Source organism: Kitasatospora sp. NPDC088861, from assembly GCF_044750105.1.
Classification (GTDB): domain Bacteria; phylum Actinomycetota; class Actinomycetes; order Streptomycetales; family Streptomycetaceae; genus Kitasatospora.
This window is the reverse complement of the sequence record NZ_JBIVJF010000004.1, coordinates 224447-235854: the sequence shown is the minus strand read 5'-3', so window position 1 is coordinate 235854 and position 11408 is coordinate 224447. Positions and strand designations below refer to the sequence as shown.

At 73.0% G+C, this 11408-nt stretch carries 11 protein-coding genes; 9 read left to right on the top strand and 2 right to left on the bottom strand.

Features of this window, described 5'->3' with window-relative positions:
• Nucleotides 1–8 precede the first annotated feature (8 nt).
• The 3 genes from ACIP37_RS10260 (at nt 9) to ACIP37_RS10250 (ending at nt 2990) form a co-directional block, all read left to right on the top strand.
• Complete coding sequence (locus ACIP37_RS10260) at nt 9–584, top strand: DUF742 domain-containing protein (RefSeq protein WP_400804985.1); 576 nt, start codon at nt 9–11, stop codon at nt 582–584.
• A gap of 139 nt (nt 585–723) precedes the next feature.
• Nucleotides 724–1272 (top strand): ATP/GTP-binding protein, encoded by a 549-nt coding sequence (locus tag ACIP37_RS10255; protein WP_350875683.1) that lies wholly within the window; start codon nt 724–726, stop codon nt 1270–1272.
• An 887-nt stretch (nt 1273–2159) separates the two neighbouring features.
• The gene (locus tag ACIP37_RS10250) at nt 2160–2990 is read left to right on the top strand and encodes a winged helix-turn-helix domain-containing protein (protein WP_400804987.1); all 831 of its coding nucleotides are present in this window, start codon (nt 2160–2162) and stop codon (nt 2988–2990) included.
• Between the two features lie 81 nt (nt 2991–3071).
• Here ACIP37_RS10250 and ACIP37_RS10245 read toward each other — a convergent pair whose 3' ends face one another.
• The gene (locus ACIP37_RS10245; protein WP_363579304.1) at nt 3072–3854 is read right to left on the bottom strand and encodes an IclR family transcriptional regulator; all 783 of its coding nucleotides are present in this window, start codon (nt 3852–3854) and stop codon (nt 3072–3074) included.
• A 477-nt stretch (nt 3855–4331) separates the two neighbouring features.
• Here ACIP37_RS10245 and ACIP37_RS10240 point away from each other — a divergent pair, with 477 nt between their 5' ends.
• The 6 genes from ACIP37_RS10240 (at nt 4332) to ACIP37_RS10215 (ending at nt 10159) form a co-directional block, all read left to right on the top strand.
• Nucleotides 4332–5354, top strand: coding sequence for an ABC transporter substrate-binding protein (locus tag ACIP37_RS10240; protein ID WP_400804988.1), 1023 nt, complete (start codon nt 4332–4334; stop codon nt 5352–5354).
• Between the two features lie 112 nt (nt 5355–5466).
• Nucleotides 5467–6495, top strand: coding sequence for an NrtA/SsuA/CpmA family ABC transporter substrate-binding protein (locus ACIP37_RS10235; RefSeq protein WP_363579300.1), 1029 nt, complete (start codon nt 5467–5469; stop codon nt 6493–6495).
• Entirely contained in the window at nt 6492–7358 is an 867-nt protein-coding gene (locus ACIP37_RS10230; protein WP_363579298.1) for an ABC transporter permease, read from the top strand. The genes ACIP37_RS10235 and ACIP37_RS10230 overlap by 4 nt, the downstream gene beginning before the upstream one ends.
• Complete coding sequence (locus ACIP37_RS10225; protein ID WP_400804990.1) at nt 7355–8113, top strand: ABC transporter ATP-binding protein; 759 nt, start codon at nt 7355–7357, stop codon at nt 8111–8113. Before ACIP37_RS10230 ends, ACIP37_RS10225 begins: the two co-directional genes overlap by 4 nt.
• 63 nt (nt 8114–8176) lie before the next feature.
• Complete coding sequence (locus ACIP37_RS10220; protein WP_400804992.1) at nt 8177–9082, top strand: ABC transporter substrate-binding protein; 906 nt, start codon at nt 8177–8179, stop codon at nt 9080–9082.
• 3 nt (nt 9083–9085) lie between these two features.
• Entirely contained in the window at nt 9086–10159 is a 1074-nt protein-coding gene (locus ACIP37_RS10215) for an LLM class flavin-dependent oxidoreductase (protein WP_363579292.1), read from the top strand.
• Between the two features lie 115 nt (nt 10160–10274).
• Here the strand turns inward: ACIP37_RS10215 and ACIP37_RS10210 are convergent, their stop codons facing one another.
• Nucleotides 10275–11264: an aldo/keto reductase gene (locus ACIP37_RS10210; RefSeq protein ID WP_363579290.1), complete on the bottom strand. Its 990-nt coding sequence runs from the start codon at nt 11262–11264 to the stop codon at nt 10275–10277.
• Nucleotides 11265–11408: the final 144 nt, after the last annotated feature.

Below are 11408 nucleotides of genomic sequence, written 5' to 3'. Positions count from 1 at the left end.
GTGGTCCGATGGCGGATCCGAAGGCTGAGGCGGCGGGGTGGCCCGAGCCGGGCGGCTCGGGCGGCTCGGCCGCGTCGGCCGCGTCGGCCGCGTCGGCCGCGTCGGCCGCGTCGGCCGGGACGGCAGGTACGGCAGGGGAGGTGGCGGAGCAGATGGGCCAGGACGGGGCCGAGTCCGACCTGCTCCACCCGCGTGCCCCTGCCGACGACCGCTGGTTCGACGACGAGGCCGGCCCGGTCGTGCGGCTCTACTCGATGACCCGCGGCCGCACCCGGCCGGTCGAGGACGGCCTGTTCGACCTGATCTCGCTGATCACCGCCGCCGAGCCCGGGCCGAACGCGGGGGCCGTGCCGGCGCACGTCCTCGACCCGGAGCACCAGACCCTCCTGGCCTGGTGCCGCCGCGAGCCGCTGTCCGTCGCCGAACTCGGCTCCTACACCGACCTGCCGGTCAGCGTCGTCCGGGTGCTGCTCGGCGACCTCTACGACGCCGAGCTGATCAGCGTCACCCGACCCGTTCCGCTCGCCGAGCTGCCGGACGAGCGCCTGCTGCGAGACGTGATCAATGGACTCCGTGCGCTCTGACCACGACGGCCGCGCCGCCGCCGGCGGTACCTCTGGTGGCGGCACTCCCGGCACTCCCGGCACTCCCGGCACCCCCGTCGGCCACAGCTCCGGCGGTCGCGCCAACGACCCGCGCTGGCGCGGCGGCCCGGCCGTCGCGGTGAAGATCCTCGTCGCGGGCGGCTTCGGCGCGGGCAAGACCACGCTGGTCGGCTCGGTGAGCGAGATCCGACCGCTGCGCACCGAGGAGGAGCTCAGCGAGCTGGGCCGCCCGGTGGACGACACCTCGGGCGTGGAGGCGAAGCGCACCACCACCGTGGCGATGGACTTCGGCCGGATCGACCTGCGGCCCGGACTCGCGCTGTACCTGTTCGGCACGCCCGGGCAGGACCGGTTCTGGTTCGTCTGGGACGAGTTGGCCCGCGGCGCGCTCGGCGCACTGGTGCTCGCGGACACCCGGCGGCTGGCCGACTGCTTCCCCTCGGTCGACTTCTTCGAGCAGCGCGGCATCCCGTTCGTGGTCGCGGTGAACTGCTTCGACGGCACCGAGCGGTTCTCCCCGGACGAGGTCCGCGACGCGCTCGACCTCGACCCGGACATTCCCGTGCTGCTGTGTGACGCACGCCTGCGGGAGGACGGGAAGGAACTCCTGGTCGCGCTCGTCGAGCACGCCGCCGCCCGTCGCCACCGCGCCCCGGCCCGGACCTGACGCCGCCGCACCCCGGTCCTGGCGCCGCCGCGACCCGGTCTGACGACACCGCGCCCCCGGTTCGGCACTGCACCCGCACAGAGGCTTCACAGAGCCTCCGAGCCACCCGACGTCTCATTCGGTTGTCCGCATCCCGGACGTTCGGTGTGCCGAAGGTTGCCTAGACCGGCCCGGCGTGGAAGGCTCTGGGCACGAAAGCCGCCCGGCCATGCCGTCGGGAGGGCCGGAAACGTTCCGTTCACGAAGGCGCGCATCGACGACGACGCGCCATTGTGCAGAGCAAGGGGGAGGGCAGCAGGATGACCGTCGGCCAGCAACGTGCCACGACCGATCCCGCCCCCGTCACGCCGGTGCTCACCGTCCGCCGCTACATCGACCAGGCGCTGATCTGCAGCGCCTGTTGTCGGTGACCGGCCGGCCCCTTCCCGGTACGTCCCCGACGATCCCGGCCCACCCGGCCGCCGTCTGACGCACCGCCAATCCCGTCGACCAGGCCGTAGCGGACCCGCCCCATCCGGCGTGCCCGCGACCGCCGATCCGGACCCGCCTCGCGGAGAGACCACCAGTGAACATCGCCTGCACCAGCCCCGCCCCCGGCATCGCCGGCCGTCCCCGCTCGACCGGGGCGGCCTCCGCGCTGTGCGACGGTGGACCGGCCAGGCGGTGGAACGGGCGCGCGAACCGCGCCGGGGACAGCCACCAGGGTCACCTCGACCTTGAGCCGTTCTGGCCGTCCCGGCAGCCGCACCTGTTCGATCAGACGTGTCCGGGCTCGCCCAGCGCGTCCCGGCCCTCCGCAGGCTGATTTCGGATCAGCCCGGCAGTACGCCCGGTCGACGCGCAGACGACTCCACCCCGTCCGTCACGCGCGAAATGAGCGGCACACCATGTCTTCTTCATCCACGGCCACCCTGCCCCTGCCTTCCCCGACCCCGCACCTGCGCGCGGTCCGTTCCGTCCCCGGCGTCCTCCCGGCCGGGTCCGGCCTCTCCGGCGCGCCGGGCTCCTCCGCCTCCCCGCTGTCGCACGGCTCGCCGGCCGCCGAGCGATGGCCCGGGGGAGCGGTCCGGTCCTCCCATGCGGCCCCGTCCCGTCCGGCGGGCGCGGGCGTCGCACCCCAGCCGGGTGCGGTCCTCCCGGCCGCGCCGGCTGCCCTGCTCGCCGCGCTGCCCGAGGGCGCGACCGTCGTCGCCGCCCTGCCGCAGGGCGCACTGCCGCAGGGTCTGCTCGCCCAGTACGGCACACAGTTCGGCGCCGGTACCGGGAACCCGATGGTCGGGTACCTGGTGCTCGTGCCGGCCGACAGCCCGGTGGCGGCGGTTCCCGGCGCGTCCCTCGGCGGGCCCTCGGCTGCGCAGCACGTCGGTGCGCACGCCGGTGCGCCCGTGAGTGTGCCCGCACAGGGCGGTGTCCGTCCGGTCCGACCGGCCGGGCGCGGCATCGCCGTCGATGCGGAGCGGCGCAACGCCTACGTCGACGGGCGGCTGCTCGACCTCACCTACCTGGAGTTCGAGCTGCTCGCCCACCTCACCGAGCACCCGCAGCGGGTGCACACCCGGGACCACCTGGTCTCGGCGGTCTGGGGTTACGGCCACGTCGGCGATGGCCGCACGGTCGACGTGCACGTCGCCCGGTTGCGCCGCAAGCTCGGACCGGTCTACCGCGACACGATCGTGACGGTCCGTCGGGTCGGCTACAAGTACACCCCGGCCGGCTGATCGGCCACTGAACCTCCTGCCGCGGCGGGTTGCCCGTGACCTCGTGGAACGGGCAGCCCGCTGCGGCATTGTGACGTGACGTCAGGCGCGCTGGTCGGGCGGCAGCAGCAGGACGGCGAGTGCGTCGGCGCAGGTGCGGGCGTGGCCCAGGAACCAGTCCAGGCGGTCGTCGGTCAGGTGCGCCGGGGTCGAGCGGACGGCCAGCGCGAACCGGGCCTGCCCGGTGCCGTCCAGGACGGGCACGGCCACCGTCCGCACTCCGGCAGCCGACTCGCCGTCGTTGAGTGCGTACCCGGAGCTCCGGACCTTCGCCAACTCCTCGTCGAGCAGCGCCGGTTCGGTGATCGTCCGGTCGGTGAACGACGGCAGCGGGCCGAGCGCCGACACCGCCGGCTCACCCGGGCGCGGCCAGGCCAGCAGCACCTTGCCGAGCGCCGTGGAGTGCAGTGGCCGGCGCAGCCCGAGGCCGGTGTCCGGGCGGACGGAGGCCCCCACCAGGATGACCGCGTGCGGACCGCTGCGGATCGCGAGGTCCGCGGTCGCACCGGTGCGTCGGGACAGCCTGTCCAACTCGGGTGCGGCCAGGTGTAGTCCGCGCTGGTGGAAGGTGAGTTGGCCGAGTTCGGCGACCGCCGGGCCGAGCCGGTAGCGCGCGGTCTGCTCGTCCTGCTCCAGGAAGCCGGCGCTCACCAGCGTCCGGGCCAGCCGGTGCGCGGTGGAGACCGAGAGGTCCATCCGGCGGGCCAGGTCGGAGGCGCTCAGGTCGGGGCCGTTGTCGTGGAAGCAGTGCAGCAGCCCCAGCGCACGCTGGACGGCCTGCGCACCGGCCGGCGGGCCCTGGACGGCGGTGGCGGCCTCGGCCATGGCACCTCGCGTTTCGGTTCGGGAATCCGGCTGGATCACCGGGAGGAGTCTCAGCGTAGGGCAGCGAGTGCTGCGGGATTGTGTCGACGACGTTGCAATGGAATGGCGTTGATGAACAAGTGATCCCACCATGTGGCAAAACCTTGCCTCCGGCTCGATCGTCGTGGAACGCTCCTCACATCGCGCCGGACGCCGGCCGCCCGGCGCACCACCCGCAACCCCGACCCGCAGGAAGGAGCGACGCCGTGACGATCCACCGGTGCCCCGCCTCCTGCGCGTGTTGTCGCTGACGCTCCCCTCGCGCCGCACCGTCCGGCGTTCCCCGCCTCGCGCGACTCACGGCCTCGCCCGACCCGCCCGCCTCGCCATCTCGTGCAACTCCCCGACGCCGTGGGCCCCGTGACCCGCGCGGCGTGCCCAGACCCGTAGCCTTCCGGCGCCCGCCGAACCCGCCCCCTCCGCAGAGGACCACACCCCGTGCCCAGCCCTTCCCCCAGTGCCCCCGACACCCTCTGGTTCACCCGCTGCCCGGTGCCCACCGCCACCGGGATCGCCGCCGACCAGGGTTGGCTCGCCCGGGAGTTCGCAGCCGACGGTATCGCCGTCCGCTCGCTCCAGGACGCCCCGCCGGAGGTGGCCGCAGACCACCACTACACCCACGCGCTCACCGGACTGTTCCGCGAGGGCGGCAACGTCCCGGCGCTGTGGGCCCGTTCGCACGGCGAGCGGACCCGGCTGGTCGGCCTCACCTGGATCGAGGAGCGCCAGGTGGTCCTGGTCCGGGCCGGCAGCGGCATCACCGGCCCCGGCGACCTGCGCGGGTTGCGGCTGGCGGTCCCACATCATGACATCGGCATCGACTTCTGGCGGGCGATGGCCCTGGCCGGCTTCCGTGGCGCCCTCGGCCTCGCCGGGCTCACGCTGGACGACGCCGAGCTGGTCGACGTCCCGGGCCTACCCGGCGGCGGGCAGTGGGCCGGCGAGCTGGCCGCGCTGCGGGACGGGGTGGTGGACGCCGTGTACGTGAAGGGGGCGCTCGCCGTCGAGGCGGCCCGCCGGGTCGGGGCGGAGGTGGCTGTGGAGCTGGACGCGGTGCCGGACCGCCGGGCCCGGGTCAACAACGGGACGCCCCGGCCGGTCACCGTCCACCAGCAACTGCTGGACGAGCAGCCGGAGCTGGTCGCCCGTTTCCTCGCCGTTCTGCTGGAGGCCGCCGACTGGGCGGCCGAGCACCCGGCGGAGGTGGTGCGGATCCTGCGGGCCGAGACCGGCGCGGGCGCCGAGGGCGTGGCCGGGGCGTACGCGCCGGGTAGCCACCGCACCCTGCACCTGGACCTCTCGGCGGAGCGCCTGGAGCTGCTGGCGCAGCAGGAACGATTCCTCGGGGAGCGGGGATTCCTCGCCGCCCCGGTCGACATCCCCGGCTGGGCCGACCCGGAACCACTGCGCGCCGCCCGCGAGCTGCTGCGTGAACGGCGCCGCGCCGCGGTGGGCGGCTGAGCGCCGTCGACCGCCGGCTGACAGATCACAACTAACAGATTTCAGCAGACAGATTTCAGATAACAGATTTCAAAAGTTGTCACTTGTCAGCTGTCCTTCGTTTGGAGACCCCGTGAAGACCCCCCGCTTCGCCCTCGCCGCCACCGCGCTGCTCGCCTCCACCGCACTGGCCGCCTGCGGCTCGTCCGCCGACGGGGCCAAGGCCTCCGCCGACGGCGGGGCCGGCGGCAAGGCCGACGTGGTGCTCCGCCTGCCCGACCCCGGAAACAACGGGTTCCTCGCCCGCGGCAAGAAGGACGGCTCGCTGGACAAGGCTCTGGCCGCCGTCCACGCGAAGGTCGCCTGGACCGGCAGCGCGGGCCCGTTCGCCCCGGCCGCACAGGCCCTGTCCGCCGACCAACTGGACGTCGCCCAGGGCTCGATCACCTCGGCCGTCGCCGCGCTCGCCCAGAAGCCCGGCTTCAAGCTGTTCGCCCAGACCGCGCCCGACGGCGTCGGCGAAGGGATCCTGGTGAAGAACGACTCGCCCATCAAGTCCGTCCAGGACCTGGTCGGCCGCAAGGTCGCCGTCTCCCAGGGCGGCACCAGTGAGTACCTGCTGCTCAAGGCGCTGGAGAAGAACGGCGTCCCGGCCGACAAGGTCGAACGGGTCTACCTGCGCGCCGACCAGACGGCAGGCGTCTTCAACTCCGGCCAGGTGGACGCCTGGGCGACCTGGAACACCTTCTCCACGCCCACCATCGCCAACGCCGGGGCGCACTTCCTGGCCAACGGCAAGGAGGTCGGCTCCGACAACTACGCCGTCTGGGCCGTCCGCAACGGCTTCGCCGACAAGCACCCCGAGGTGGTCAAGACCTTCTACACCTACCTGCGCGAGAACGGCCTCAAGGAGAAGGCGGACCCGGCCGCCTACCTCAACGTCTTCACCGACTCCGGCCCGACCGCCGTCACCCCCGCCGAGAAGGACATCGCGGTGAACGTCAGCGGGCAGGGCGCCGCCGCGGAGGCCATCTCCGACGCCGACACCGCCCGCTTCGGCACCGTCGCCCGGTTCTTCGCCGACCAGAAGGTCACCAAGCAACTCGTGGACGTCAAGCCGTACCTGATCGACATCAACAAGCTCGGGGACGGTGCCAAGTGACCACCGCCGCCCCCGAACGCGCCACCGACGAGACCCGAACCGCCCTCGACGCCGGACTCGTCACCCCGCACACCAGGCGGCAGCGACCCCGCCCGCGCGCCCTCGCCGTGATCCTGCGCACCCTGGGCCCGCTCGCCCTGCTCGGCGGCTGGGCGCTCGCCTCCGCCACCGGCGCCCTCACCCAGGACGTCCTCGCCTCACCCGCCCAGGTCGCCGAAGCCGTCGGCGAGTTGTGGGGCAACGGCCAGCTCGCCGATGCCCTCGGGGTCTCCCTCACCCGGGCCGGCCTCGGCCTGTTCTTCGGCGCGACCACCGGTCTGGTGCTCGGCGTGGTCACCGGCTTCACCCGGCTCGGCGAGGAACTGCTCGACTCCGCGATCCAGGTGCTGCGCACCGTCCCGTTCCTGGCGCTGGTCCCGCTGTTCATGGTGTGGTTCGGCATCACCGAGACCGCGAAGGTCGCCCTGATCGGCGTCGCCACCAGCTTCCCGATGTACGTGTCCGCTTCCGGCGGCGTCCGCAACACCGACCGCAAGCTGGTCGAGGCGATGCGCAGCTTCGGGCTCGGCCGCTGGGCCATCGTGCGCACCGTCGTCCTGCCCGGCGCGCTGCCCGCCCTGCTGTCCGGCCTGCGGCTGTCGATGACGCTCAGCGTGATCGCCCTGATCGCCGCCGAGGAGATCAACTCCACCGAGGGGATCGGATACTTGATGGCCCAGGCGCAGAACTACTCGCGCACCGACATCCTCGCCGTCTGCATCCTGATCTACGGGTTGCTCGGCCTCACCGCCGACGCGGTCGTCCGGGTCCTGGAACGCCTCCTGATGCCGTGGCGCCAGGCCGTCCAGGGGGCAGCCCGATGAGCACCGCTACCTCCACGACCTCCGCCACCTCCGCGCCTGCGACCTCCGCGCCCGCGACCGCGGCTCCGGCCGTCCACCTGCGGGGCCTGCGACGGGTGTTCGGCACCCGGGCCGTCCTCGACGGCGTCGATCTCTCCATCGCCCGGGGCGAGTTCGTCGCGCTGCTGGGCGCCAGCGGCACCGGCAAGACCACCCTGCTGCGCATCCTCGGCGCGCTCGACCGGGCCGACGAGGGCACCGTACTCGTCCCGCCGGTGCGAACGGTGGTCTTCCAGGAGCCCCGACTCGTGCCGTCCAAGCGGGTGTTGGCCAACGTCACGGTCGGCCTGCCGCGCGGCGCCGCCACCCGGGAGACCGGACTCAAGGCGCTCGCCGAGGTCGGCCTCGACAAGCACGCCGACGCCTGGCCGGCCACCCTCTCGGGCGGCGAGGCGCAGCGCGTCGCCCTCGCCAGGGCCCTCGTCCGCGAACCCCAACTGCTGCTGCTCGACGAGCCGTTCGCCGCACTGGACGCGCTCACCCGACTGCGCATGCAGGACCTGGTCGGTGACCTCGTCCGCCGCCACCGCCCCGCCGTGCTGCTGGTCACCCACGACGTGGAGGAGGCCGTCCGGCTCGCCGACCGCGTCGCCGTCCTGCGCGACGGCCTGCTCGTGCGCGACGAGCCGGTCGCCGTCGACCACCCCCGCGACCCCGCAGACCCGGCCTTCGCCGACCTGCGCCGCCGACTGCTGGCCGACCTCGGCGTCCACTGACCCGTAATCGGCCCCACCGAACCGTCCTCGATAACGCCAGCCCGCACCACCGGAGTTGAACAGATGACCGTGACCCTCGGCGTCCACGCCAGCAACCCCTCGCTCTACTACCTCGCCCGACTGCCCTACCTGGACGAGGAACTGGCCCCGCTCGGCGAGACCGGCGCCTTCCACCACTACGCCGACGGCACCCGCACCGGTGCGCTGCTCGCCGACGGCACCATCGACTTCGGCGGGACGGGCTCGACCCCGCCGGTCACCGCCCAGGCGGCCGGCCACGACCTGGTGTACGCGGCGGTCTCCGCACCCCGGCCCGACCACGGCGCTCTGCTGGTGCTGGACGGCGGCCCGGTCCAGGCGGTGGCGGACCTCAAGGGCGGCACCGTCGTGCTGGGCATCGGATCCTGGCAGACCCATCTGCTCGCCAAGGCCCTGCACGCGCAGGGACTTTCGTACGCCGAGGACGTCACCCCGGTGCGCCCGGCGGCCGGCCAGGACCAGGCCCAGCGGCTGCGCGACGGCGAGATCGTGGGGTGGATCGCCCAGGGCGCCGAACTGGCCGCCGCCCGCCGGAGCGGGGGCTTCCGGGAGCTGATCCGCACCGGCGACGTCATCACCGACCGCTCGGTGTTCTTCACCCGCCGGGACTTCGCGACCGAGCGCCCCGAGGTGGTCGCCGCGATCGCCGCCGCGCTGCGCCGGGCCGACGCCTGGGTGGCCGCCCACCCGGCCGAGGCGGCTGCGATCGCGGCGGAGCAGCTGGGCGGCTCGGCCGTCGACTGGCAGGCGGCGCTGGCCGCACTGCCGTGGCAACTGGAGCCCGCCACCGCCGGGTTCATCGCCGAGCAGCAGGAGGCCGCGGACATCTTCCACGGGGTCGGGTTCATCGACCGGGCGCTGACCGTCGCCGACGCCCATCTGCCCGAGCTGGAGGCCCCGGTGGCCGCCGCGCTCGCCAAGGCGGTCTGAACCATGGCCTCCGAAGTCCTCTGGTACATCATCCCGCGCGAGGGCCGCTACCCGTGGGAGCCGGCCGGACGCCGCCCGGTGGATCTCCGCTACTTGCAGCAACTGGCGGGGAGCGTCGAGCGGTTGGGCTACACCGGCGCCCTGCTCGCGACCGACCTCTACGATGTGTGGACGCTCGGCAGCGCGCTCGCGGCCGCCACCACCCCGGCGTTCAAGCCGCTGCTGGCCGTCCACCCGGGGCTGGTCTCGCCCACCCTGCTGGCCAAGATGGCGCTCAGCTTCGACCGGATGCACGGCGGCCGACTGCGGTTCAACGTGGTCAACGGCTCGACCGCGCAACTGCGCGAGTACGGACTGGACGTCGAGCACGACGACCGCTACCGGCTCAGCGCCGAGTACTGGTCGATCGTCAAGCGCCTGACCGCCGGCGAAGTCTTCGACCACAAGGGCGAGTTCTACGATCTGAAGAACGCGGGCGCGAGCCTGAGGGAGCTGGCGCCGGTCCAGCCCGGCGGCATCCCGCTCTGGTTCGGCGGCAGTTCGGCGGCCGGCATCGAGATGGCGGCCGAGCACGTGGACGTCTACCTGACCTGGGGCGAGCCGCCGCACCTGCTCAAGGAGAAGCTGGACCTGGTCCGGGCGCGGGCCGCCGCCCACGGCCGGACCCTGCGGATCGGGCTGCGGCTGCACCTGATCGTCCGCGACACCGAGGATGAGGCCTGGGCGGCCGCCGACCGCCTGCTCGACGTCACCAGCGAGGCCACGTACGCCCGTCAACTGGGCGGCGCCAAGGGGGAGGACGGGGTCGGCTGGCAGCGGCAGTTCCGCCAGCACGGCGGCAAGGTGCCCGCACGGGCCCGGGAGCTGGAGGCCTACCCGAACCTCTGGCCAGGAATGAGCCTGTTCCGCCCCGGCCCCGGTACGGCGGTGGTCGGCTCGACTGCCCAGGTGGTCGAGCGGTTGCAGGAGTTCGAGTCGTTGGGCGTCGACACCTTCATCCTCTCCGGCAACCCCCTGCTGGAGGAGGCCCACCGGGTTGCAGAAACGGTACTGCCCGCCTTGGGCATCCGCCGCTGACAGATGACAACTGACAGCTGACAGCCGACAACTGACAGCTGACAGATGATGAAATCTGTCAGCTGTCAGTTGTTCGCCCGTTCCGCCGGCAAGCCCCGCCCGCCCCCCTCCCCGCTCAGAGGCTGAGTCGGTCGATCTCCGCCAGCTCCTCCGCGGTCAGCGGACCGCCCGCGAGCGCGTCGATGTTCTGGTCCAGCTGGGCGACGCTGCTCGCCCCGATGATCACCGAGACCACCCGCGGGTCCCGCAGGACCCAGCACAGCGCGAGCTGCGCCAGCGTCTGCCCGCGCCGCTCGGCGACCTTGTTGAGTGCCCGCAGCTGCTCCAGCTTCGGCCCGCTGAGTGCCTCCTCGGTCAGGAACCGCCCGACCGACATCCGCGAACCGGCCGGCACCTCACCTGACAGGTAGCGATCCGTCAGCAGGCCCTGGGCGAGCGGCGAGTAGGCGATGAGGCTGGTCCGGGTCTCGCCCACCGCGTCCAGCACGCCCTCCTCCACGTACCGGTTGAGGATCGAGTACGCCGACTGGTTCAGCAGCACCGGCGTGCCCAGCTCGCGCAGGATCGCCACCGCCTCCCGGTGCTGCTCCGCCGGGTAGTTCGAGATCGCCGCGTACAGCGCCTTGCCCGAGCGCACCGCGCTGTCCAGCGCGCCCATCGTCTCCTCGAGCGGGGTGTCCGGGTCGTAGCGGTGGGAGTAGAAGACGTCGACGTAGTCCAGCCCCATCCGGCCCAGCGACTGGTCCAGGCTGGCCAGCAGGTACTTGCGGCTGCCGCCGTTGCCGTACGGGCCGGGCCACATGTCCCAGCCGGCCTTGCTGGCGATGAACAGCTCGTCGCGGTACGGGCGGAAGTCCTGGGCGAACAGGTAGCCGAAGTTGCGTTCGGCGCTGCCGTACGGCGGACCGTAGTTGTTCGCGAGGTCGAAGTGGGTGATCCCCCGGTCGAAGGCGCGGCGCAGTACCGCCCGCTGGACCTCCAGCGGCTGGGCGTCACCGAAGTTGTGCCAGAGGCCGAGGGAGACGGCCGGCAGCTGAACGCCGCTGCGGCCGGCCTTGCGGTAGGTCATCGAGGCATAGCGGTCATCCGCGGCGAGGTAGCTCATGCCGGACATCTTGCCAGTCGCCGCGGGCGGATCAAGCCCTTGCCCTGTTTCTGACCGGTGCTTATGCTCGCGGAGGATCGTACGCGTGCGAGGCGAAGGGGGAGTCGCGATGACCGTCCAGGCTGTGACCGCACCCGCGACCCC